This window comes from Oricola cellulosilytica (assembly GCF_019966575.1).
Taxonomy (GTDB): domain Bacteria; phylum Pseudomonadota; class Alphaproteobacteria; order Rhizobiales; family Rhizobiaceae; genus Oricola; species Oricola cellulosilytica.
Map to the genome: position 1 here is coordinate 926847 of NZ_JAINFK010000001.1, position 22045 is coordinate 948891.

Below are 22045 nucleotides of genomic sequence, written 5' to 3' on the forward strand. Positions count from 1 at the left end.
ACTTCACGCGCGAAACGGACCGCCTTCATGTCTTCTGCCGTTCAGGACCTGCTTTCCATACTTGATCTCGAAACGCTCGAACACAACCTGTTTCGTGGTCGCAGCCCACAGGTGGGATGGCAGCGGGTCTTTGGCGGCCAGGTGATCGGCCAGGCGCTTGTCGCCGCCCAAAGAACGGTGGAACCGGAACGCCACGTTCACTCACTACACTGCTACTTCATGCGGCCCGGCGATCCGACAGTTCCGATCATCTACGAGGTCGACCGCATCCGCGACGGATCGAGCTTCACCACCCGCCGCGTCGTCGCAATCCAGCACGGCCACGCGATTTTCTCCCTTTCCGCTTCCTTCCAGTATGACGAGGAAGGTCTGGAGCACGCGTTCGAAATGCCCTCGGACGTGCCCGCGCCCGACACGCTGTTGAGCGAGAAGGACCTGATCGCCCAGTTTATCGACAAGGTGCCGGAAAACGTGCGGCGCTACTGGCAGCGCGAGCGGCCGATCGAGATGAAGCCGGTATCTCTCACCCACTACACTACCCGCGAGAAGTTGCCGCCACGACAGCACATCTGGATCCGGACCACCGGGCCGGTGCCCGACGACCGTGCCATCCAGGCGGCCATACTCGCCTATCTTTCCGACATGACGCTGCTGGATACCTCGCTGTTTGCCCACGGGCGATCCATCTTCGACCCCGACCTCCAGGTCGCGAGCCTCGACCACGCCATGTGGTTCCATCGTCCGCACCGGCTTGACGACTGGTTCCTGTACACCCAGGACAGCCCGAATTCGTCGGGCGCCCGCGGCTTCACGCGCGGCCATATCTACGGCTCTGACGGCGCTCTGGTTGCCTCGGTTGCGCAGGAGGGGCTTATCCGCCGCCGCACCAAGCGCAAAAAATAGGCGCGCTTTGCACACTGCATAAAATTTGTGCGAAACTTCCGCGTCTTTCCCTGCCTGCGCTCTGCCGTAAATAAAATTCTGCAATAATTTCAAATACCTACAGTTCGTCTATCGAACTGGCACACGGTGTGACTATGCAGTGCGTGGAGCCGCAGGTGTAGCCGCCGGCGCTCCGGAGACGTCCGGCAGTGGGCCGGCGTCGTCTACCGAGAGGGAAAGAAAGCGCATGAAAATAGTCATGGCCATCATCAAGCCCTTCAAACTGGATGAGGTGCGTGAAGCCCTCACAGGGTTTGGCGTCCAGGGCCTGACCGTCACCGAGGTGAAGGGCTACGGGCGTCAGAAGGGGCATACCGAAATCTACCGCGGGGCGGAATACGCGATCAGCTTCCTGCCGAAGCTGAAGATCGAAGTGGGCGTCGACGACGACACGGTCGACAGCGTGGTCGACGCAATCTCCGCCGCCGCCAAAACCGGGCAGATCGGAGACGGCAAGATCTTCACCTACACGATCGACCGGGCGGTGCGCATCCGCACCGGCGAAACCGATTCCGACGCGCTCTGAAGCGCGACCCGTCATTCAGGAGTTCCACAGACATGATCTTGTCAAAACCCTTTCGACTTGGCCTCGCCGCCGCGGCGACGTCAGCGCTTCTCGCCGTCCCTGCGCTCGCCCAGGAAGCGGCCGCGCCCGCGCCGGCTGTATCCGCGGATGTCGCCTATATTCTCAACACCCTGCTCTTCCTTATCGGCGGATTTCTGGTGATGTGGATGGCCGCGGGCTTCGCCATGCTGGAAGCCGGCCTCGTCCGTTCCAAGAACGTCTCCATGCAGTCTCTGAAAAACATCGCGCTCTACTCGATCGCCGGCATCATGTATTGGGCGATCGGCTACAATCTCATGTACACCGGCGTTGACGGCGGCTTCATGGGTTCGTTCGGTACCTACGGCTTCGATCCGGTGGGCCTTGAGGGCGCCGATTCCGCCGCGCTTCTCGAGACGGGCTACTCCACGGCTTCTGACTGGTTCTTCCAGATGGTGTTCGTGGCAACGGCGGCATCAATCGTGTCCGGAACAGTCGCCGAGCGCGTGCGCCTGTGGCCGTTCCTGGTCTTCGTTGTGATGTTGACCGGCTTCATTTATCCCATCGCCGGGTCTTGGCAGTGGGGCGGCGGCTGGCTGGCGGAAAGGGGCTTCTCCGATTTCGCTGGTTCGACGCTCGTTCACTCGGTCGGCGGATGGGCGGCGCTCGCGGGGGCCATCGTCATCGGCGCGCGCACCGGCAAGTATGAGGGTGGCGCGGTTCACCCGATGCCCGGCTCGTCCATTCCGTTGGCAACGCTCGGAACCTTCATCCTCTGGCTCGGCTGGTTCGGCTTTAACGGTGCGTCGCAGCTCGCCATGGGCACGATAAGCGACGTATCCGACGTCTCGAGGATCTTCGCCAACACCAATCTCGCCGCCGCTGCCGGCGTCGTGACCACTCTGGTGCTGCTCCAGCTTCTGTACAAGAAGATCGACGTCACCATGGTCCTCAACGGCGCCCTTGCCGGCTTGGTCTCCATCACCGCCGAACCGCTCGCTCCGGCCGTCTGGCAGGCGCTTCTCATCGGCGCGGTCGGCGGTGGGATCGTGGTCTTCGCGGTGCCGCTGCTCGACAAGCTGAAGATTGACGACGTTGTCGGTGCAATTCCGGTCCACCTTCTGGCAGGCATCTGGGGCACGATGATCGTACCCTTTTCCAACACGGGAACGAATTACGTTACGCAGTTCATAGGGGTTCTCGCCTACGGAACCTTCACGCTGGCCTGCTCCTTCATCGTCTGGTTCGTCCTCAAGGCGGCAATGGGCGTGCGGACCTCGGCAGAAGAGGAAATGATGGGGCTCGACAAGGCGGAAATCGGCGTCGAGGCCTATCCCGAATTCGGGCGCGGCTGACGCTGCCCCCGGACGGCCGCTGCCGCAGTACCGGCCGCCCCGATCCATCCCGTCGTGACGCATGTCGTCACGTGCTTGGCCCGGTCGAGAGACCGGGTCCTTTTTTGCGTAATTTTTAGACAACAGTCCGTCAGTGAGTGCGCAAATTATGTGCACACGGTCACATCCTGTGCGCTTTCGGGCCGTGGGAGCGAGGAGGGAGCCGTTTGGCATGGATTGTGGAAAGGAGGCCGCAAACAACCAAAATAACAACGGGATACAGATGGAAAACACTTCGGTCGGGGGCGACGTCTTTTTCGTCCTGATGGGCGCCATTCTGGTTTTTGCCATGCATGGCGGCTTTGCGTTTCTCGAGGTCGGAACGGTTCGGCACAAGAATCAGGTCAATGCGCTGGTGAAGATTCTGGCCGATTTCGCGCTCTCCACGGTCAGTTATTTCTTCGTCGGCTACTTCATCGCCTACGGCACGCATTTCTTCATTTCCGCCGCCGGACTGTCCGGCGCGGTGGAAGGGTTCGAACTCCAGGGCCTGTCGCTGGTGAAATTCTTCTTCCTGACGACCTTCGCGGCGGCAATCCCGGCGATCATCTCCGGCGGAATCGCAGAGCGCATGAAGTTTGCGCCGCAATGTTTCGCTACGGTTGCGCTCGTGGGCGTGTTCTATCCGCTCTTCGAGGGTATTGTCTGGGGCGGAAATTTAGGCATACAGGCCTGGCTCGAGGCGAGCTTCGGCGCGCCGTTCCGAGATTTTGCAGGCTCGATCGTCGTTCATGCCGTTGGTGGATGGATCGCGCTTTCGGCGGTGTTGCTGCTCGGCGCGCGCACCGGCCGGTATCGCCCCGGCGGCGGCATGACAGGGATCCCGCCATCATCGATTCCCTGGCTTGCTCTAGGTTCGTGGATGTTATGCGTAGGCTGGTTCGGCTTCAACGTCATGACCGCGGCCTCGCTCGAGGGCGTGTCGGGCCTCGTCGCGCTCAATTCGCTGATGGCGATGGTCGGCGGCATCCTGAGCGCTCTTCTTGCCGGCCGTAACGATCCCGGCTTCGTCCACAACGGCGCGCTGGCCGGTCTCGTTGCTGTCTGCGCCGGGTCCGACATTCTGCACCCGATCGGGGCCCTGGTCGTGGGCGGCGCGGCGGGCGTGATCTTCGTTTACGGCTTTGCTTGGTGCCAGAACCGGCTGAAGATCGACGACGTGCTCGGCGTCTGGCCGCTGCACGGGATGTGCGGCGCCTGGGGCGGAATCGCGGCCGGCATCTTCGGCGCCGAGGCGCTCGGCGGCATGGGCGGCGTCTCGCTCGCCTCGCAGGTTATCGGAACGGTGATGGGCGTGGTTTACGCGCTCGCGGCGGGCGCGGTGGTCTATGGCGTCCTGAAAAGCACCACCGGCCTGCGGTTGAGCCCGGAAGACGAGATGCGCGGCGCGGACCTTTCCATTCACAAAATCGGCGCCAACCCCGAGGCCGAAATTCGTGGGGTCTGACCGTTCTGCAACGGGCTTCCAAAGCCCCGCCGGGTAAGTTACCGGCGGGGCATTTTCCCTGCTCGGGATGGTTAATGCCTGTTTAACCAACCTTCGCTAGCCTGCCGAGCGGTTTAGTATGTCCGCCTCGGCGGATCTGTAACGGGGTTTTGTGATGCGGGCCGAGCACGCAGTTTCAGTAGGACGCAACCGGCAGAGCACGAGCCACGGCCGCAACCGGACGCTCCAGGCGGGAATGACGGCCCTCTTCCGGCGCCAGATTGAAATCCTCAACGGACTTGCCCTTTGGGGGACCGCCGCGTTCGCCCTTTTCTCGCTCGCTACCTGGAATGCTGGCGATCCGAGCTGGAGCTTCGCCGTCGATGCGCCCGTGCGCAACGCGATGGGCTATCCCGGCGCGGTGTTTGCAGACCTGGCTATGCAGTTCTTCGGCGTGGCCTCTCTACCGGTGCTTCTTCCCTTGGTCTTCCACGGACTGGCGCGCGTTCGTGGCCTTCCCTGGTCATATCCGCTTCGCCGGCTTGCGATCTGGCCGCTCGCGGCACTGCTGAGCGCCGCGGCAGTCGGCTGCCTGCCGCTCACCGAGAACTGGGCGCTTCCGACCGGACTTGGCGGCGTAACCGGTGACATGGTCCTGCGGGTTCCCGGCATGCTGACGGGCGGTTATCCCGCCGGCTGGCTGCTGGTGGCGTGCTTTCTCGTGCTGCTGCCTGCGTCCGTCTACGCGCTCGCACTGGCATGCGGCTTCTTCTGGCGCGAACCTGATGACGAACTAACCGACGAAGACGGCGATGCGGTCACGGGCCGTTTCGTCACGCTCGGCGCACTAATTCACGGCTTCTATACCCTGCGGGCCGCGCTCCGCCGCACGTTTTTCGGCAGCCGCCGAAGAAAATCCGGGCGCGAGCGGCCGTCGCGGCAAACCCGGGCCGCGGGCGGTCGAATCGAACCCGATTTCGATGATGGATCTCACGACGATTTCGATGCGGGGTTCGGCGAGGACGAGGAGGACGGCGAAAACTGGGAGGGCGCCGAGGACTGGGCGCCGCAGCCCGCCATGCGCGATTCACACAGCGCCACGCCGCACAATCCAACGCGCGTTTCCTCTCCCGCCCCCAAGCCCAAGCCCAGCGTGCGGGCCGCGCGCGAGGCACAATCCTCATTCATTCGCGATGAGAAGTTTGAACTTCCCCCGGTTGTGCTGCTCGCCGAGCCGAAGAGCATCGCCAAGGACGCCAGCCTGTCGAAGGAGGCGCTCGAGCAGAACGCACGGCTTCTGGAAGGTGTACTAGAGGACTTCGGCGTGCGTGGCGAGATCATCCACGTTCGCCCCGGCCCGGTGGTCACGCTCTACGAGCTTGAACCGGCGCCAGGTATCAAGTCTTCCCGCGTCATCGGGCTCGCCGAGGACATTGCACGCTCCATGAGTGCCATCGCCGCGCGCGTCGCCGTTGTCCCCGGTCGCAACGCCATCGGCATCGAACTTCCCAATGCCAGACGGGAAACGGTCTTCCTGCGCGAACTCATCTCGTCGCAGAACTACGATAATTCCAAAGCCAGGCTCGCGCTTACCCTCGGCAAGACCATCAATGGCGAGGCTGTGATTGCGGATCTGGCGAAAATGCCGCACCTGCTCGTCGCCGGAACCACGGGCTCGGGCAAGTCCGTCGCCATCAATACGATGATTCTGTCGATCCTCTACAAGATGACGCCGGAACAGTGCCGCCTCATCATGATCGACCCGAAGATGCTTGAACTGTCCGTCTATGATGGAATTCCGCATCTGCTGACGCCGGTCGTGACCGATCCGAAGAAGGCGGTTGTCGCGCTGAAATGGACCGTCCGCGAGATGGAGCAGCGCTACAAGAACATGTCGAAGGTCGGCGTGCGCAATATCGACGGCTTCAACGCAAAGGTGAAGGAAGCGGCCGCCAAGGGCGAGCACATGTCGCGCACGGTGCAGACCGGGTTCGACCGGGAGACCGGTGAGGCAATCTACGAGACCGAAACGCTCGAACTCGAACCGATGCCCTACATCGTTGTCATCATCGACGAGATGGCCGACCTGATGATGGTGGCCGGAAAGGACATCGAGGGCGCGGTGCAGCGTCTGGCGCAAATGGCGCGCGCCGCAGGCATCCATGTCATCATGGCGACCCAGCGGCCCTCGGTCGATGTCATCACCGGCACGATCAAGGCGAATTTCCCGACCCGCATTTCCTTCCAGGTCACCTCGAAGATCGATTCGCGCACCATCCTCGGCGAGCAGGGCGCCGAGCAGCTGCTCGGCATGGGCGACATGCTCTATATGGCCGGCGGTGGCCGCATCCAGCGCGTCCACGGCCCCTTCGTCAGCGATCTTGAAGTCGAGGACATCGTCAATCATCTGAAGCTCCAGGGCGTGCCTGAATATCTCGAGGCGATCACCGAAGACGACGACGAGGACGGCAGCGGAGACGATGGCGGCGGCGCGGGAAGTGGTTCCTTCGAGGACTCCGAAGACCCCTACGACCAGGCGGTCGCCGTCGTGCTGCGCGACAAGAAGGCCTCGACCAGCTATATTCAGCGACGCCTCGGCATCGGTTACAACCGGGCCGCCTCGCTGATCGAACGGATGGAGGAGGAAGGCGTGATCGGCCCTGCGAATCACGCCGGCAAGCGCGAGATCCTCGTGCCGACGGAAGATGACGAACTGTAAGCGGTGTGACCCCCCGCCACAGTGAAGCCAAACTCCATTCGTAACGGTTCGGGCAACCAAAACCCGTCCGCGCGGTTAACAGCCTGCGCAGGGAAAAGACACGGACAGGAGTCTGTCATGACAGCATCGAACACAGAATGGCGGCTGACCCGCCGAACAGTGCTGGCGGGGGTCGCGTCGGCGGCGCTGGCAGCCGGACTTCCCGCAATTCCGGCAAATGCCGCATCGGGCGCGGCGCAAAAGATTGCCGAACACTTTTCGCGCGTTAAAACCATGTCCGGCGAATTCGTCCAGTTTGGTCCGAGCGGCGAGTCCACCGGCGGCAAATTCTATATCCAGCGTCCGGGCAAACTCTTGTTTCTCTACGAGAAACCTTCGCCGATCCGCGTCGTCGCCGACGGCAAGACCCTTCTGGTAAACAATACCAAGCTCGATACGTTCGACGCCTACCCCCTCGACAAGACGCCGCTGAAACTCCTTCTGGGCGACCGGATCGATCTGGGCGGCAACCGCGTTCGCCGGGTCAACGAGGCAGACGATCTGACGACCATCGTGATGGGCGACAAGCAGGTCTTCGGTGACAGCGAGATCACCATGATGTTCGACCCGGCTACCTATGATTTGCGCCAGTGGACCATCCGCGACGCCCAAGGCAAGGACACGACAGTGATCGTCTCCAATGTCCGGGAAGGGGTCCAGTTCGGACCAGGCACGTTCGACATCCCCTATCACCAGATTCGCGAGCGTAAGACGCGCAGCAAGTCCCGCTAGGTTCGGGACGGCTTCAATCCTGTGGGCGACGGCGCCGTTTGGGGTCGCCGCCGCTTGCCGTGAACGGATCCGGCTGGGAGAAGGGTGACCGCACAAGAGGTCGCCATGAAATTCTCGATTGCCACCTGGAACATCAATTCCGTCCGTCTGCGGCTGCCGATCGTGCAGACCTTTCTGCGGCAATGGCGGCCGGACGTCCTGTGCCTGCAGGAAACCAAGTGCCCCAACGACCAGTTTCCGCTGTCGGCGTTGCGCAAGCTCGGCTACGAGCACATCGAGATTCACGGCCAGAAGGGTTATCATGGTGTGGCGACCCTTTCGCGCTTCCCGCTGCAGGAGGTGAATCGCAGGGTTTTCTGTGAAATAGACGACACCCGCCATCTTGACGCAATCGTCAGGCTGCCGCACCGGTCGCTGCGCATTCACAATTTCTACGTTCCGGCCGGCGGGGACGAGCCGGATCCGGCGATCAATCCGAAATTCGCCCACAAACTCGGTTTTCTCGACGAGATGCGCGACGTTCCGGCCTGCCCGGGATCGGCGGATTCGGCGCTGCTGGTCGGCGACCTCAACGTCGCGCCGCTCGAGACGGATGTCTGGTCTCACAAGCAACTCTTGAAGGTCGTCAGCCACACCCCAGTGGAAACCGAAACGCTCGAAGCCCTGCGCAAGTCCGGGGAATGGGTCGACCTGATGCGCACCCATATTCCTCCGTCGGAAAAGATATTCACGTGGTGGAGTTACCGGGCGCGCGACTGGGAGGCCTCCAATCGCGGCCGGAGGCTCGACCATGTCTGGGGTTCGGGCGATCTCGAAACTGCGCTCTCGGACATCACGGTCGTGCGCGAGGCGCGTAGCTGGGAGAAGCCGTCCGACCACGTGCCGGTGGTTGCGACCTTCGATTTCTGAAATAACTCAGTCGTCGCGGAAACGCGTTTCGAGCGCGCCGATGTGCCGCAGCATTTCGTTCAGGCGTTCGGCCAACTGACCGTGTAGCACCGCTGCAGTCTCCGGATATTCTTCCAGCATCCGGCGGAACAGGCTGCGGTTGATGCGGATCACCTGCGAATCCTCTGATGCGACTGCTCCCGTCAGGCGCCGGGTTTCCGTCACCAGGGCAAGTTCGCCGAGAATCAGCCCCGGGCCGATTGTGCTGAGAACAACGCGGCCGCGTTCCGTTTCCCGAAACAGATTTATCGCCCCCGAAGCGACGACGTAACCGCCCTCAGCGGATTGCCCCTCGCGATAGAGATCACGGCCCTTCGCGACGGAAACGCGTTCCGCGCCAAACGCGAGCAGGCGCAGCTGTTCCGCGCTCAGGCTCTCGAACAGCGAAACGCCGCTTATGATGCGTATATCGTCTTCAAGCGACACGAACGGTCCCGTCTCATCCCAAGCACCTGTCTGCCGCTGTTATAGGACAGGGTTGGCAATGAAAAGACCGCTTGCCGTCAACACGGCGATATCGCCGTCCGGTCAGGGATTCAGCTTGTAGCCGCCGCTTTCCGTCACCAGCAGCGCGGCGTTCGACGGATCGCGCTCGATCTTCTGGCGCAAGCGGTAGACATGCGTCTCGAGCGTGTGGGTGGTGACGCCGGAATTGTATCCCCACACCTCCTCAAGAAGCGTGTCGCGCGTCACCACCTTGCGGTCGGCGCGATAGAGATACTTGATGATTGCCGACTCCTTCTCCGTCAGCCGGATCTTCGATCCGTTCCCGTCGATCAGCAGCTTCTGGCTTGGCTTGAAGGTGTAGGGTCCGACGACGAAGGTTGCGTCCTCGCTTTGCTCATGCTGGCGCAGCTGCGCTCGGATACGGGCCAGCAGGACCGCGAACTTGAATGGCTTGGTGACATAGTCGTTGGCGCCTGCCTCGAGGCCGAGAATGGTGTCTGAATCGGTGTCATGGCCGGTCAGCATGATGACCGGTGCCTTGAAGCCGCTCTTGCGCAGAATCTTTACCGCTTCTCGGCCATCCATATCGGGCAGGCCCACGTCGACGATCAGGAGGTCGATGACGCCGGCACGCGCCGCTTGGATGCCCTTGGCCGCGGTTTCTTCCTGAAGAACAGCGAATTCTTCATAGAGCGACAGCTGCTCGACCAGCATTTCGCGCAGATCGTTGTCGTCATCGATCAGAAGAATTGTCCGTGCGCTCATGAAATATCCTGTCTAGACTTCGATGATGATTTGATTTCACACTATTCACAAAATCCCTGTCATGGAAATATGAACGGCGGAACCACTTCACGAACCATTGCACCAAGATGTGAGTGTTTGTCGAAAATCGTGAACAAAAAACGGCGGCGGACAGAAATACCGGTGATTTCAACGATCTTGGTGAAAAGGGCGCCGGGCGACATCCGTCGCGGCTTGCTGGACGCGGGGGACCGGGTGATTCCGTGCGCGCTCGGACGCGGCGGCATCCGCGCGCTCAAGCGGGAGGGCGACGGAGCGACCCCTGCCGCGTCCATGCGCATCACCGGTGGCTATTTCAGAGCCGACCGTCTCCTTCGGCCGCCTGCCAGGTATCCGCTGCGCGCCATCCGCTCCGATGACGGCTGGTGCGACGCGCCGGACAATCCGAACTACAATCGTCATGTGCGCCTGCCCTTTTCCGGCAGCCATGAGACCATGATGCGCGATGACCGGCTCTACGACATCTGCCTGGTGCTCGACTGGAACCGTCCGCCGAAAGGACGCAGCCGCAATCGCGGCTCGGCGATATTTCTGCACATCGCCAAGGCCGGCTTTCCGCCAACGGAGGGTTGCATCGCCGTCGAGCCGGAGGCGATGCGCTGGCTGCTGCCGCGAATCGGGCCGGAAACGATTGTTCGAATCGACCGCTAAGCCCCGAACGCGCCGATGATGCCACCCATCAGAACCGCCACGATCAGCCAGTGCGCTCCATCGATGATCGTCAGCTTCCAGCCGAAACCCTGATAGCGGTGATTGACGGTCATCGTGGCCGCGATGAAGCCGAGCCAGACGAATCCGCCGGAGATGACGCCGTTGCGAATCGTCGCCTGACCCTCGCCGAGATGACCGATCACACCCGCCAGAACCCACGCCATGACCAGTTCCGCGACAAAACTCGTGACGAACAGTGCCGGCGACATCTTCGCCTCCGCAGGGTCGATGCGCGCGGCCTTCATCCACGACTTTCCGAGTGCGCCGTAATAGCCCGCTCCCGCAGCGAACGCGGCGACTGCCGCCACGAGGACGGCGAGATAGTTGATTCCACCAAAGTCCACCGCGGTCCCTCCCGATCCATTCTGCCCCAGAAAACACCCCGGGCCCGGAAAACTCAATCGAAACGCCAGACCACCGTGCGCTTCACTTCCCCGTCTTCCAGCGCTCGCGTTACCGGCACCTCGTATTCCGCCAAGAGGGTCAGGTGGTCACGCGGCAGATATGAGCGGCCGGGGTCGCCCACCAGGATCGTCATTCCTTTACCGGCGAGCCGCTCGAACCATGGCGTGATCCGGGCAGCCATCTCGCGATCGAAGAAGACGTCTCCCGCGAGCATCACATCGACATCTATCATGCCCGTCCCGATCAGATCACGCCCGTCGAATTCGATCGGGACGCCGTTCAAGGCGGCGTTCAGCGTAACGGCGGTCCCGCAGAACGGATCGATATCCACCGCTGCAACATGGCGGGCGCCGGAAAGTGCCGCCGCGATCCCGACAAGTCCGCATCCGGTGGCGAAATCCGCGACGCGTCGGCCACGCGCAACGTCGGGGTGATCGAGAACGTAGCGCGCCAAGCCCTGGCCCCCCGCCCAGGCGAACGCCCAATAGGGCGGTGGGACGCCCGCGGCATCTAGTTCCTCTTCCGTCAGGCTCCAGAGTTCATGCGCCTCACTGGCGAGGTGAAGTCTGATCTCGGGTACATGCGGCGGCGCCATGACGGACGTGTTGGCGCGGATGAAGGCCGCCTTCTTCGGATCCACCGGCAATCGCCGTCACATCGGCGGATTGTCGAGCCCGCCCATCCGGCAAACTTCGATCCATTCATCCTTGGTCACCGGCTGCACCGACAAGCGCATCGAGGTGACAAGAGACATGTCCTTGAGCTTGGGATTGGCCTTCACGTCCTTCAGCGTGACCGGCTTTGGCATATCGCGCACAGCACGGATGTCGACGCATTCCCAGCGCTCGTCATCCGTCGTCGTGTCCTGATGGATCTCCGAGCAGACCTCCACGATGCCGACGACCTCCAGCCCCTCATTGGAGTGGTAGAAGAAGCCCTTGTCGCCGATTTTCATGGCGCGCATGTTGTTGCGGGCCTGATAGTTGCGAATCCCGTCCCATTGCTCGCCCGCATCGCCCTTGGCCTTCTGCATCTCCCAAGACCATTTGAACGGCTCGGACTTGAACAGCCAGTAATTCGCCATGCACCACTCTCCCATCGTGTGGCGCGATAGCTAACGAATGGGAGCGTCCGGTCAAGTCTCGGTTTTGAGGGGGCGGGACATCAGCCGGTCGATAGCTGCTTCGACCGACAGGCCGCCGTCGAGAACTGCGTCGACCGCCGCGATGATGGGCGCTTCGACGCCGTGCTCGCGGGCAATGCGGGCCGCCATTGCCGCGGTTTTTACGCCTTCTGCAAGCGCCAATTCATCTAGGGGAGCGCCGCGTCCGATGGCTGCCCCATATGCAAAATTGCGCGATTTCTCCGAACCGCAGGTGAGGATCAGGTCGCCGAGACCGGACAGACCCACAAGGGTTTCCGGACGCCCGCCGAGCGCTGCGGCGACGCGCCGCAGTTCCGCGAAACCGCGCGTCGTCAGCGCGGCGAGTGCGCTCGCGCCGAGCTGCCTTCCGTGAACGATACCGGCCGCGATTGCCAGCACGTTCTTCAACGCTCCGCCGAGTTCCACGCCGGGGATGTCGTCGCTTGCGTAACAGCGCAGAACCGGGTTCGAAAGCGATTCGGCGAGCATCTTCGCTGTCTTGATGTCGGATGCCGCGACCGTTACGGCGGTCGGAAGACCGGCGGCGACGTCGATGGCAAAGCTTGGGCCAGACAGGACGGCGGCGCGGTCGTTGCCCACCAGGGTCGCCATCAGGCCACTCATTGTCCTGCCCGTTTCACGGTCGATGCCCTTGGCGCAGGAAACGAAGACACTCCCGGGCGCCGCAAATGCTGCGAGACCGGGAAGCGCGCTGCTCACCGTCTGCGCCGGAACCGCCACCAGAACGATCTCCGCTCCGGCAAGCGCCTCTGCGGGTTCGAGCGTCATCCTCAGCGTCTCCGGAAGCTCGATTTCGCCCAGATAGCGGGGATTGCGATGCAGTTCATTGATTTTCGCGGCGGTCTCCGAATCGCGCCCCAGGAGGAGGCAGGACCACCCGGCCCGTACAACGGAGGCGGCGAGGGCCGTTCCCCACGCACCGGCCCCGACGACCGCGATCTTTCCGCTCATGCCTTCGCTCCCCTGCGGCCGGCGCCGATCAGGGAGGCTGCGGCCTCGTCCAGCGGCCACCGCGATCGCGGCGCGACGTCCATGCCGGTTGCGGTTCCGGTTTCGAGATGTTCGATACCTGCCCAGGCAATCATCGCCGCGTTGTCCGAGCACAGCGATTGCGGGGGCGCGTAGAGGCGGGTCTTTTCGTCCTTGCAGACATCCTCGAGCATGGCGCGGATGGCTTGGTTTGCCGCAACGCCACCTGCCACGACCAGTGCCGCCGGGTGGTCGGAGACCTCCCCCCGATAGCGCCGCAGTGCGCGAAGCATCCGGTCGCGCAGCGTGTCCGTCACGGCGGCCTGAAACGAGGCGCAAAGATCGTGAACATCTTGTGCGGTCAAAGGGGCGAGCTCGCTCGCCTGCCGCCGGACGGCGCTTTTCAGTCCGGAGAACGAAAAATCCAGCCGCTCTTCGCCCTTCATCGGCCGGGGCAGCGGGAAGCGGGTCGCATCGCCGTTCCGGGCTTCCCGCTCCACCGCAGGGCCGCCGGGATAAGGCAGGCCGAGCAACTTCGCCGTCTTGTCGAAAGCTTCGCCCAGTGCGTCATCTATCGTCGTACCCCAGCGTTCGTAATCGCCAAGGCCGCGCACCAGAAGAATTTGGGTGTGCCCTCCGGAGACCAGCAACAACAGGTATGGAAACGGCATTCCGTCAGTCAAACGCGGCGTCAGCGCATGACCCTCCAGGTGATTGATGGCGACCAGCGGCAGGCTGCGCGCAGTGCAGATCGCCTTGGCTGTCATCATCCCGACGATCAGCCCGCCGATCAGCCCCGGCCCGGCGGTCACGGCAACGGCGTCGATATCGTCGAGCGTCACGTCGGCGTCAGCGAGGGAGCGCGCGACGATCGCATCCAGACCTTCGACATGGGCCCGCGCGGCGATTTCCGGCACAACCCCGCCAAAGGCGGCATGATCCGCAATCTGGCTGTAGACCGTGTTCGACAGGATCTCGCCTCCGGCGGACCCTTCCACGCTGCGGACGACCGCCGCCGCCGTTTCGTCGCAACTCGTTTCTATTCCGAGAACTGTTGTCATGAATTCCGGGCGTTGCTGCGCGCGTGTTGCCCGCACTTGCGTTTGCGGTTACGTCTCGCGGGTCGGGTACCACGGAACGAAAGGCTTGCAAACTCGGATGGCGCGGCGCGAAACAATCAGGATCGGCACACGCGGCAGCCCATTGGCGTTGGCACAGGCGAACGAGGCGCGCGACAAACTTGTCGCCGCGCACGGAATCCCGGCAAACGCCATCGACATCATAGTCATTTCGACGGCCGGGGATCGTATTCAGGACCGTCCGCTATCGGAGGTTGGCGGCAAGGGCCTGTTCACCCAGGAATTGGAAGAGCAATTGCTCGACGGCCGGATCGACATCGCCGTCCACTCCTCCAAGGACATGCCGACCGTGCTGCCCGAGGGATTGGCGCTCACCGCGTTTCTCGAGCGCGAGGACCCCCGGGACGCCTTCATCAGCCACGATGCCGGCTCACTTGAGAGTTTGCCGGAAGGTGCGGTCGTTGGATCGTCCTCCCTGCGCCGCCAGGCGCTGATCCGGCGCATCCGGCCCGACGTCGAGGTTGTCGGCTTTCGCGGCAACGTGCAGACTCGCCTGCGCAAATTGTCTGAAGGCGTGGCCCACGCCACGCTTCTCGCCAATGCGGGGCTTCGGCGTCTGGGCATGGCCTCGATTGTCACCGACCTGATGGAGCCGGATTATTTTCCGCCTGCGCCAGGCCAGGGCGCGATCTGCATCGAGGGCCGCGCCGGCGATGCGCGCACCGACGCTCTCGTCGCGCCCCTGAACCACGACGCGACCACAATCGCGCTGTCCTGCGAACGGGCGTTCCTGGCCGCGCTTGACGGCTCGTGCCGGACGCCCATCGCCGGACTTGCGACGGTCGACGCAGGCCGTGTGAGCTTTCACGGCATGATCCTCACACCCGACGGAAAGGATGCGCACGCCATCGAGATCTCCGGACCCGTCGGGCGCGCCGCCGACCTCGGACGCGAGGCGGGCGAAACGCTTCGTGAACGGGCCGGGCCGTACTTCTTCGCCTCCTGGTCCTAGCATCATGGCCCAGACCGGTCCCGCTATCCTCGTCACCCGCCCCCAGCCGGGCGCGGACAGCACCGCGGCACGCCTTTCGGCGATGGGTTATCGACCGCTCGTCCTCCCCCTCACGGAGGTAACCCCGGTTCCGCCGGCCCTCGGTCCTGCCGAAACGGCCGCACTCGATGGCGTCGTGGTCACCAGCGGCAACGCCTTGCGCCATGCCCCACCCGACCTGCTGGCGTCGCTTCTCGAGAAGCCGCTCTTCACGGTCGGCGACGCCACGATGGAGGAGGCGAGGACCCACGGTTTCACCGATACTCGCAGTGCCGCCGGAGATGTCGACGATCTTGTCCGGTTGCTCTCCGAGACGCAGAAGCCGTTTGCGCGGCTGCTCTACCTCTGCGGCCGGAGGAGAACCGGTGATCTCGATCGGAAATTGGCGGAACTGGGCATTCGAACCGTGGTAGCCGAGGTGTATGCCACCGATAAAGTCAGTTATACAGCTCATAAACTGAACGCAATCTTTCGCGATCAAGACGTCGTAGGAGCAATTTTTCATTCGGCCTTCTCGGCAAGCCTCTTCAGACAGTATGTCGATACAAAATCGGTGCAACTTACTGATAAATTGTTCTTTTTTGCGCTCTCGAACCGCGTGGCGCGCTCTCTGTCATCGATTCCGCAGTCCTGTATTCACGTCGCGGCGGTCCCGACGGAGGATGCGCTTCTTGCATCCATCGCCGAGGTGTTCCCCGTCGTGGGGAACTGATCAACTACGAAACCCTTTTGCTTTCGGGGAGCCGTGCTAAAGACATCGGCGACACGCGCACCTGGAGGCATGAAATGGCGCAATCTTCCAAGAACAGACGCGGCCGGACGAGCCGGAAGCCGGTGACCCTCGATCTCGAGGCAAGCGAGGTTTCCGAGGCGCCTGCGCCCACCAGCGAAGTTCCCGACGCCGAACCTGTCGCCTTCGACACGGTCGACGCATCTGCCGCAGGCGCGAAGGACAGTCCCGGGGCCTCGGCCGACGCCGACGCGGCTGCGCGCGGAGCGGTTGAGAGCGGCGCAGGCGCGGACAAGGACGCCGGATCGGCGCCACCGTCCGCCACGCTCCCGAAATCGCGCCCGGACGGCCGAGGGTTCAGCGTATTCGCCGGCGGGGTCGCCGGTGGCGTCGTTGCCTTGCTGCTCGCCGGGGGCCTTCAATGGGCCGGTGTTCTACCGTCACCGGGCGCCTCAGCGCCGGGCGATCTTGCTTCGTTGCAGGTGGAAATCGATTCGCTGGATGAGAACGTCGCTGCGCTGCAGGACCGGCCGGCCGGCGCGGAAGCCGGTGGCGAAGTGGCGGCGACCGTCGAGGGAGCCGTCGCTGGTATCGATGAAAACCGCCAGGCGGTTTCCGCCCTCTCGGCCCGACTTGGCGAGTTTGAGGAGCGTTTGTCAGGCCTCGACGACGCATTCGCGTCGGTTAGCGCCGGAGACGGCACGGAGCCGACCGCAGTGGCGGATTTGAGAGGGCGGATCGACGCGATGGAGTCCTCGGTCGCTTCGGCGGTTTCTCAGGAGGCGGTCGCCGATATCGAGGCGGCAATCAGCGGATTGCGCGAGCAGATCGGCGCTCTCTCGGGCCGGCTCGACGGGTCGCTGCCAGCGCTTGAGACCTCGATCGCCGACCTGCGGACATCCATTGGCGGGCTCGACCAGCGACTTGCCGATGTTGAGAACGACATCGACGCCGGCGCCGGCAGCCGCGTCGCGAGCGCCATCGCCGCCTCGGCCCTGAAATCAGCCGCCGACCGCGGCGCATCGTTCATGGCCGAACTGGAAGCCTTTGCGGCCGTGCGCGCCGACGACGAGTCGGTCAAAGCGCTGCGCGAATACGCCGCTTCGGGTGTGCCCACGATTTCGCAACTTTCCGAGCGTTTTCCGGCAGTGGCCAATCGCATTGTCGCTGCCGGCAGCGGCGTCGACCCGGATGCAGGTGTCGCGGATCGCTTGATGGCGAGCGCCCGGTCTCTGGTGCAGATCCGTCCGGTCGGCGAGGTCGAGGGCGAAGCACCCGGGGCCGTTGCGGCGCGCATGGAGACGGCGTTGCAGCGCGGCGACCTCGAGCGCGCGCTGGCCGAATGGGACACCCTGCCCGAAGAGGCGAAGGCGGTCTCCAGCGACTTTGCCGCCGATCTGCGCGCACGCAAGCAGATCGACACATTGATTTCTGATGTGCTGGGCGGTGCGATCCGCGGCAGCCAGGCCGTCAGCGGCCAGTAGGAGCATCGTCATGTTGCGCGTACTTTTCTTCATCATTGTTGTCGCCCTTTTTGGTCTCGGTTTCGCGTGGCTGGCCGATACACCCGGCACGATCGTCCTGACGATCGCGGGACAGCAGGTGACCGTATCGCTGATGGTCGCGGCGGTGGCCTTCGTCGCGACGCTCGTCACCGTCATGGTGCTGTGGTGGCTGTTCCGCGTCATCTTCACCTCGCCGCAGCGCATGCAGCGCTTCTTTCGTGCGCGCCGCCGCGATCGCGGCTACCAGTCGCTGTCGACTGGCATCATCGCCGCCGGGGCGGGCGACAGCCACACCGCGCGACGCATGCTGAAACAGGCCAACGGCCTTCTCGATTCGAGTTCCGAGCCGCTGATCCAGCTTCTCGATGCGCAGGCCAGCATGGTCGACGGCGACCACGAACAGGCGCGCGGGAAGTTCGAGGCGATGCTCGAGGATCCGGAATTGCGCATGCTTGGCCTGCGGGGCCTCTACATGGAGGCAAAGCGCCTCGGTGACCGCGAGGCCGCTCGCCACTACGCCGAGAGAGCGGCGGAACTCGCGCCGCATCTTTCCTGGGCGGGAAATGCCGCTCTGGAACTCAAGACCGCCGCGGGCGACTGGAATGGCGCGCTGCGCCTGCTCGACAGCCAGAAGAGCGCCGGACAGCTTGCCCGCGATGCCGCCAAGCGCAAAAGGGCAGTCCTGCTGACGGCGATGGCGCTGGAAAACCTCGAACACGATCCCGCAAAGGCGAAATCTGCCGCCCTGGAAGCCCACCGCCACGCGCCCGACCTCGCCCCGGCTGCCGTCGCGGCCGCGCAGGCCGCCTTCCGTCTGAACGACATGCGCAAGGGGGTGAGCGTTCTGGAAAGCACGTGGAAGAAAGCGCCCCACCCGGATGTGGCGCTCACCTATATCGACGCGCGCCCCGGTGATTCCGCACTGGACCGCTACAAGCGTGCCCGGCGGCTCGAGCGTCTGAAGCCCAATCACACCGAATCGAGCATGATTGTCGCGCAGATGGCGCTCGAGGCCGGTGAATACGAGGATGCGCGCAAGGCGGTTGCCAGCGTGTTGCGCAACGAGCCGCGCGAGGGCGCCTTCATGCTGATGGCCGACATCGAGGAGGCCGAGACCGGAGACCAGGGCAAGATGCGCGAGTGGCTGGCGCGGGCGGTGCGCGCACCGCGCGATCCGGCTTGGACCGCGGACGGTTACGTCTCCGAGAAATGGCTGCCCGTTTCGCCGATCACCGGCCGTCTCGACGCTTTCGAATGGAAGACGCCAGTCGAACGGCTTGGTCCGGTGCTGGAGAACGATCTCGATCCAATGGTGCCCGGGATTTCCGTCAACCGAGCCGAGGCGCCCGCCGGGGCGAAACCCGCCGAACCGGTCGAGACGGAGGCCGCACCGGTTACAAGGCCTGTCCCGGAGGGGCCTGCGAAACCGGTGGAGCCTTTGCCCGCCGCGACAGCGCCGGCGGACAACGTCATCGAGCACGAGAGCGATGAGTCCGTGCCTTCCGCCGCGAAGGCCGAAGAGACGGAGACCGAAGCCGACAAGGCGGAGACGAAGGGCGCGGAAGTGATCGAACTTGCCGCCGTCGAAAGCCGTCCCGAAACCGTCGAGACAGATGATGACGCGCCATCCGTCGGGAACACGAAGCCTCATGAACCCGGCGAAGCCGGGAAGGACACTCCAACGGAAAAAACGACCCGGGCGGCCGCCGTAACAGCGTCCGCTGAAAAGGGAAGCCCACCCCCGATACCCGACGATCCGGGGATTGATGCAGACGAGCCACAGGAAGAGGCAAAACGCCGCTTCCGACTTTTCTGAGTGGAACGGGCTGGATAGTCTGGCGGGCTTGAAACGGCGAGAAGCGTAGACATGTTCGACCGAATTGCTTCATTTTTCCAGTCGATAGGGAAGGATGGGTCTGCCCCGGACGGCACCTTCTCGCTCGACGATCCGCGTCTTGCCGCCGCAGCGCTGATGCATCACATCATCGAGGCCGACGGAGTCGCCCAGGCCGTGGAGCGCGAGCGCTTGGCCGAATTGTTGCGCGATGCCTATTCGCTTGACGAAAAGACCCTCAAATCGCTACTCGCCGAGGCGCGCGAGGCCGACAATGAGGCGATCGACCTCTACCAGTTCACGAGCGTACTGATGCGCACGCTCGATGCGGAAGAGCGCTTGAAGTTCATCGAACTCCTCTGGGAAATCGTCTATGCGGACGGCGTCAATCACGAGCTCGAGGACAATATTGTCTGGCGGGTCGCCGAATTGCTCGGCATTGACGGACGCGACCGGGTCCTGCTGCGGCAGTCCGTCGCTGCCCGGCGCCTGGCGGACGCGACCGGGGATTAGGCGATCGGACCGTCCATGAACGACCATGCCGGCCCCAAGCCGGTCCTCATCGTGCTGCATCAGGAAAGCTCGTCACCGGGACGGGTCGGGCAGGTTCTCCGCGCGCGGGGCTTCCCGCTTGACATCCGCAAGCCGCCGCTTGGCGATCCTCTGCCGGAGACACTTGCCGAACACAGCGGCGCGGTCGTCTTCGGCGGGCCGATGAGCGCAAATGACGATGCTGAATATGTCCGCCGCGAGACCGACTGGCTCGCCGTTCCGCTGAAGGAGGGAAAGCCCCTGCTTGGCATTTGCCTCGGCGCGCAGATGCTGGTCAATCACCTTGGCGGAAAGGTTTGCGGACACCCGGAAGGGCTGGTGGAAATCGGTTGGTACCCGCTTGAAGCGACCGAGGAAGGCCGGCGCCTGCTGCCTTGGCCGCGAATGATCTATCAGTTTCACCGCGAAGGGTTTTCGCTCCCGCGGGGCGCCGTGCATCTGGCCAGATCCGCCGAATATGAAAACCAGGCGTTCCGCTACGGGGACAATGCCTGGGCGGTCCAGTTTCACGCCGAACTCACGCAGGTGATGATGCAGCGTTGGGTTGTGCGCGGTGCGCACCGCTTCTCACTGCCCGGCGCTCAGGAGGGACTAAGACATCTCGACGGACGGTATCTCTACGACCGCCCCGTCTTCGAGTGGCTGAACAGTTTCATCGACCTGGTATTCCCAAGCGACGGGCAAATGCGCTCGCGCTCCTGATCATCCTGCACGGTGGAGATAGCGTGCATCTCGCAATTGCGGGAACAGGAGGGCCCAACCGGTCGCCACCGCGACCGCGCCCACACCACCGAACACTACGGCCGGCACCACGCCGATCCAGGCCGCCATGAAGCCGGCCCGGAACTCGCCGAGTTCGTTCGACGCGCCGAGAAACACCATGTTGACCGCGTTGACCCGGCCGCGCACCTCGTCCGGTGTCCACAGTTGCAGGAGCGTCTCGCGGATGTAAACGCTCACCATGTCGGCTGCGCCGACCAGTGTCAGTGCGGCGATCGACAGCCATGTGAGGGTGGAAATTCCGAATATTACGGTGAAGATGCCGAACAGCGCGACAAAGAACAGCAGGACGCGCCCGGCGTGATCGCGGATCGGTGAAGCCGCCAGAAAGGCGGCCATCGAGACCGCGCCTATCCCCGGTGCGGCGCGCAGCAATCCGAGGCCCCAGGGGCCGAGATCGAGAATGTCGTGCGCATAGACCGGTAGCAATGCCACGGCGCCGCCGAGCAGCACGGCGAAAAGATCGAGCGAGATCGCGCCGAGCACCACCTTCTCGCGGCGGATGAACCGCAGCCCGTCGAACAGCGACGAGAACGTCACTTTCTTGACCTCGCCCCGCACTGGAGGCTTTGGAATGCGGCTGACGAGGAAAAGGGCCGTCAGCAGCATCGCCAGCGCGGTCGTGTAGGCGACGTTCGCACTGATACCGTAGAGCAGCCCGCCGGCCACCGGTCCCCCGATGCTCGCCACCTGCCAGGCCGAGGAGTTCCAGGCGACAGCATTGGCAAAATCGCGGCGCGGGACCAGGTTTACCACCAGCGACTGCGACGCCGGGCCGAAAAACGCCCGCGCGATCCCCATCCCGGCAAGCGCTACGAAAACCGGCAGCGGTGTTGTCAGACCGCGCCACGAGAAAAAGAGAATTGCGCCTGCGCAAGCGCATTCGAGGGCGATTGCCGAGCCCATTACCAGCCGCCGCCCGAACCGGTCCGCGACCGCGCCGGTTACCAGCACCAGAAGCAGCAGCGGGAGAAACTGGACGAGGCCGATCAGACCGAGATCGAGCGGATCGCGGGTCAGCGCATAGATCTGCCAGCCGACCGCGACGGCGATGATCTGCACGGCGAAGGTGGTGGAGAATCGCGCCAGCCAATACCGAACGAACGCGCCATGCGAGAACGCCGCAAAACGCGCGCCGACCGCCCCGTCTTCCGGGTCGTCCTGCCGGCCGGCTTGCGATTCGTCGGTCATGGTGGGGTAGCGGAACCGGGTTGAGGGAAGGAAGATCTGCAACCCACGCGTTATCCGCTTTGTCGGCCCAAGGCAAAG

Annotated in this window: 22 protein-coding genes; 14 read left to right on the plus strand and 8 right to left on the minus strand. The window is 63.6% G+C overall.

The window, feature by feature from the left end; translation table 11 throughout:
- The first annotated feature begins 27 nt into the window (after positions 1-27).
- From tesB to LC298_RS04510, 7 genes are all read left to right on the plus strand, one after another.
- Positions 28-903 carry an acyl-CoA thioesterase II gene (tesB, locus tag LC298_RS04480; RefSeq protein WP_131564265.1) on the plus strand — a complete coding sequence of 292 codons (876 nt, stop codon included), beginning with the start codon at positions 28-30 and terminating at the stop codon, positions 901-903.
- A 226-nt stretch (positions 904-1129) separates the two neighbouring features.
- Positions 1130-1468: a P-II family nitrogen regulator gene (locus LC298_RS04485; RefSeq protein WP_131564263.1), complete on the plus strand. Its 339-nt coding sequence runs from the start codon at positions 1130-1132 to the stop codon at positions 1466-1468.
- A 32-nt stretch (positions 1469-1500) separates the two neighbouring features.
- Entirely contained in the window at positions 1501-2841 is a 1341-nt protein-coding gene (locus LC298_RS04490) for an ammonium transporter family protein (protein WP_131564261.1), read from the plus strand.
- 262 nt (positions 2842-3103) lie between these two features.
- Complete coding sequence (locus LC298_RS04495; protein WP_131564259.1) at positions 3104-4327, plus strand: ammonium transporter; 1224 nt, start codon at positions 3104-3106, stop codon at positions 4325-4327.
- 235 nt (positions 4328-4562) lie between these two features.
- Complete coding sequence (locus LC298_RS04500; RefSeq protein ID WP_199223157.1) at positions 4563-7025, plus strand: DNA translocase FtsK; 2463 nt, start codon at positions 4563-4565, stop codon at positions 7023-7025.
- A gap of 117 nt (positions 7026-7142) precedes the next feature.
- Positions 7143-7796 carry an outer-membrane lipoprotein carrier protein LolA gene (locus LC298_RS04505; RefSeq protein ID WP_131564255.1) on the plus strand — a complete coding sequence of 218 codons (654 nt, stop codon included), beginning with the start codon at positions 7143-7145 and terminating at the stop codon, positions 7794-7796.
- A 105-nt stretch (positions 7797-7901) separates the two neighbouring features.
- Entirely contained in the window at positions 7902-8705 is an 804-nt protein-coding gene (locus LC298_RS04510; protein ID WP_131564253.1) for an exodeoxyribonuclease III, read from the plus strand.
- Between the two features lie 6 nt (positions 8706-8711).
- Here LC298_RS04510 and LC298_RS04515 read toward each other — a convergent pair whose 3' ends face one another.
- On the minus strand, positions 8712-9170 hold the full coding sequence (locus LC298_RS04515; protein WP_131564251.1) for a Crp/Fnr family transcriptional regulator: 459 nt from the start codon (positions 9168-9170) through the stop codon (positions 8712-8714).
- Between the two features lie 102 nt (positions 9171-9272).
- Positions 9273-9956: a response regulator transcription factor gene (locus tag LC298_RS04520; RefSeq protein WP_131564249.1), complete on the minus strand. Its 684-nt coding sequence runs from the start codon at positions 9954-9956 to the stop codon at positions 9273-9275.
- 162 nt (positions 9957-10118) lie between these two features.
- Here LC298_RS04520 and LC298_RS04525 point away from each other — a divergent pair, with 162 nt between their 5' ends.
- Entirely contained in the window at positions 10119-10646 is a 528-nt protein-coding gene (locus LC298_RS04525) for a L,D-transpeptidase family protein (protein ID WP_223385531.1), read from the plus strand.
- On the opposite strand, the gene LC298_RS04530 is transcribed toward LC298_RS04525, so the two are convergent.
- The 5 genes from LC298_RS04530 to tsaD are packed head-to-tail and all read right to left on the minus strand — an operon-like array spanning position 10643 to position 14306.
- Positions 10643-11050, minus strand: a complete 408-nt coding sequence (locus tag LC298_RS04530; RefSeq protein WP_131564245.1) for a DUF1761 domain-containing protein — start codon at positions 11048-11050, stop codon at positions 10643-10645. The genes LC298_RS04525 and LC298_RS04530 overlap by 4 nt on opposite strands.
- 53 nt (positions 11051-11103) lie before the next feature.
- Entirely contained in the window at positions 11104-11757 is a 654-nt protein-coding gene (locus LC298_RS04535) for a class I SAM-dependent methyltransferase (protein ID WP_131564243.1), read from the minus strand.
- Between the two features lie 6 nt (positions 11758-11763).
- Positions 11764-12195, minus strand: a complete 432-nt coding sequence (locus LC298_RS04540) for an EVE domain-containing protein (RefSeq protein ID WP_131564241.1) — start codon at positions 12193-12195, stop codon at positions 11764-11766.
- Positions 12196-12246: 51 nt separating this feature from the next.
- Positions 12247-13227, minus strand: a complete 981-nt coding sequence (locus tag LC298_RS04545; protein ID WP_131564238.1) for an NAD(P)H-dependent glycerol-3-phosphate dehydrogenase — start codon at positions 13225-13227, stop codon at positions 12247-12249.
- Positions 13224-14306, minus strand: coding sequence for a tRNA (adenosine(37)-N6)-threonylcarbamoyltransferase complex transferase subunit TsaD (tsaD, locus tag LC298_RS04550; protein ID WP_131564236.1), 1083 nt, complete (start codon positions 14304-14306; stop codon positions 13224-13226). The genes LC298_RS04545 and tsaD overlap by 4 nt, the downstream gene beginning before the upstream one ends.
- Positions 14307-14391: 85 nt before the next feature.
- Here tsaD and hemC point away from each other — a divergent pair, with 85 nt between their 5' ends.
- The 6 genes from hemC (at position 14392) to LC298_RS04580 (ending at position 20698) form a co-directional block, all read left to right on the plus strand.
- Complete coding sequence (gene hemC / locus LC298_RS04555; RefSeq protein ID WP_428977518.1) at positions 14392-15336, plus strand: hydroxymethylbilane synthase; 945 nt, start codon at positions 14392-14394, stop codon at positions 15334-15336.
- 4 nt (positions 15337-15340) lie between these two features.
- Positions 15341-16087: a uroporphyrinogen-III synthase gene (locus tag LC298_RS04560; RefSeq protein WP_223385532.1), complete on the plus strand. Its 747-nt coding sequence runs from the start codon at positions 15341-15343 to the stop codon at positions 16085-16087.
- A gap of 74 nt (positions 16088-16161) precedes the next feature.
- Positions 16162-17589, plus strand: a complete 1428-nt coding sequence (locus LC298_RS04565; protein ID WP_131564222.1) for a mitofilin family membrane protein — start codon at positions 16162-16164, stop codon at positions 17587-17589.
- A 10-nt stretch (positions 17590-17599) separates the two neighbouring features.
- Complete coding sequence (locus LC298_RS04570; RefSeq protein ID WP_131564221.1) at positions 17600-19426, plus strand: heme biosynthesis protein HemY; 1827 nt, start codon at positions 17600-17602, stop codon at positions 19424-19426.
- Between the two features lie 51 nt (positions 19427-19477).
- A complete protein-coding gene (locus LC298_RS04575) occupies positions 19478-19957 on the plus strand; it encodes a tellurite resistance TerB family protein (RefSeq protein ID WP_131564220.1) in 480 nt (159 codons plus the stop codon).
- 15 nt (positions 19958-19972) lie between these two features.
- Positions 19973-20698 carry a glutamine amidotransferase gene (locus LC298_RS04580; RefSeq protein WP_131564217.1) on the plus strand — a complete coding sequence of 242 codons (726 nt, stop codon included), beginning with the start codon at positions 19973-19975 and terminating at the stop codon, positions 20696-20698.
- On the opposite strand, the gene LC298_RS04585 is transcribed toward LC298_RS04580, so the two are convergent.
- Positions 20699-21967 (minus strand): MFS transporter, encoded by a 1269-nt coding sequence (locus LC298_RS04585; RefSeq protein ID WP_131564215.1) that lies wholly within the window; start codon positions 21965-21967, stop codon positions 20699-20701. It lies immediately after the preceding gene.
- Positions 21968-22045: the final 78 nt, after the last annotated feature.

Coding starts and splice junctions, on each gene's coding strand:
- tesB (WP_131564265.1), top strand. CDS start 28: ATGTCTTCTGCCGTTCAGGACCTGCTTTCCATACTTGATCTCGAAACG.
- LC298_RS04485 (WP_131564263.1), top strand. CDS start 1,130: ATGAAAATAGTCATGGCCATCATCAAGCCCTTCAAACTGGATGAGGTG.
- LC298_RS04490 (WP_131564261.1), top strand. CDS start 1,501: ATGATCTTGTCAAAACCCTTTCGACTTGGCCTCGCCGCCGCGGCGACG.
- LC298_RS04495 (WP_131564259.1), top strand. CDS start 3,104: ATGGAAAACACTTCGGTCGGGGGCGACGTCTTTTTCGTCCTGATGGGC.
- LC298_RS04500 (WP_199223157.1), top strand. CDS start 4,563: ATGACGGCCCTCTTCCGGCGCCAGATTGAAATCCTCAACGGACTTGCC.
- LC298_RS04505 (WP_131564255.1), top strand. CDS start 7,143: ATGACAGCATCGAACACAGAATGGCGGCTGACCCGCCGAACAGTGCTG.
- LC298_RS04510 (WP_131564253.1), top strand. CDS start 7,902: ATGAAATTCTCGATTGCCACCTGGAACATCAATTCCGTCCGTCTGCGG.
- LC298_RS04520 (WP_131564249.1), bottom strand. CDS start 9,956: ATGAGCGCACGGACAATTCTTCTGATCGATGACGACAACGATCTGCGC.
- LC298_RS04540 (WP_131564241.1), bottom strand. CDS start 12,195: ATGGCGAATTACTGGCTGTTCAAGTCCGAGCCGTTCAAATGGTCTTGG.
- LC298_RS04545 (WP_131564238.1), bottom strand. CDS start 13,227: ATGAGCGGAAAGATCGCGGTCGTCGGGGCCGGTGCGTGGGGAACGGCC.
- tsaD (WP_131564236.1), bottom strand. CDS start 14,306: ATGACAACAGTTCTCGGAATAGAAACGAGTTGCGACGAAACGGCGGCG.
- LC298_RS04560 (WP_223385532.1), top strand. CDS start 15,341: ATGGCCCAGACCGGTCCCGCTATCCTCGTCACCCGCCCCCAGCCGGGC.
- LC298_RS04565 (WP_131564222.1), top strand. CDS start 16,162: ATGGCGCAATCTTCCAAGAACAGACGCGGCCGGACGAGCCGGAAGCCG.
- LC298_RS04570 (WP_131564221.1), top strand. CDS start 17,600: ATGTTGCGCGTACTTTTCTTCATCATTGTTGTCGCCCTTTTTGGTCTC.
- LC298_RS04575 (WP_131564220.1), top strand. CDS start 19,478: ATGTTCGACCGAATTGCTTCATTTTTCCAGTCGATAGGGAAGGATGGG.
- LC298_RS04580 (WP_131564217.1), top strand. CDS start 19,973: ATGAACGACCATGCCGGCCCCAAGCCGGTCCTCATCGTGCTGCATCAG.
- LC298_RS04585 (WP_131564215.1), bottom strand. CDS start 21,967: ATGACCGACGAATCGCAAGCCGGCCGGCAGGACGACCCGGAAGACGGG.